Annotated in this window: 1 protein-coding gene; it reads right to left on the reverse strand. The window is 67.4% G+C overall.

Features of this window, described 5'->3' with window-relative positions:
• On the reverse strand, nt 1–479 hold a 479-nt coding region (locus tag K206_RS0116485), incomplete at its 3' end, for an ABC transporter substrate-binding protein (RefSeq protein ID WP_020203495.1).
• Nucleotides 480–576: the final 97 nt, after the last annotated feature.

Raw genomic sequence — 576 nt, forward strand, 5'->3', positions numbered from 1 at the left:
GCGTCGTAGATGGCCTTGTTGTTGGGGCGGAACACGTACTTGAAGCCGCGCTCGGTGATCTCGTCCTTGACCGCGCCGGTCACGACCCAGGGTACCTTGTAGCGCTCCGCCACCTCGGTGGCGGGGAAGGTCACGGCGCTGTTGTAGGCGCCCACGATCAGCGGCACGTTCTCGCGCTGGATCAGGCGCTCGGTCTCGGCCACGCCCACGTCGGGCTTGGACTGGCTGTCGGCGAAGATCAGCTTGAGCTTCGCGCCGCCGAGCGAGCGGATGCCGCCGGCCTGGTTGATCTGCTCGGCGGCGATCTCGGCGCCCTGCTTGGTCTGGTTGCCGATGGTGGCGGCGCCCCCGGACAGGGGCAGCACGAAGCCGATCGGGATTTCCTTGACCTGGGCCGCGGCGGCGCCGCACGCCAATGCGGCGCCGAGGCCGGCGGCGAGCAGGACCGCCCGCCGGGTTCTTGATATGAGGTTGTACATTGACTGTCTCCTGTGTCGAACCGTTTTGTCTTTGCGACTTGTTATGAAATAGCTCCCTGCACCACTGCCTGCGCCGGCGCGGCGCGGCCGGGACCAT

This window comes from Cupriavidus sp. WS (assembly GCF_000395345.1).
GTDB lineage: Bacteria > Pseudomonadota > Gammaproteobacteria > Burkholderiales > Burkholderiaceae > Cupriavidus > Cupriavidus basilensis_B.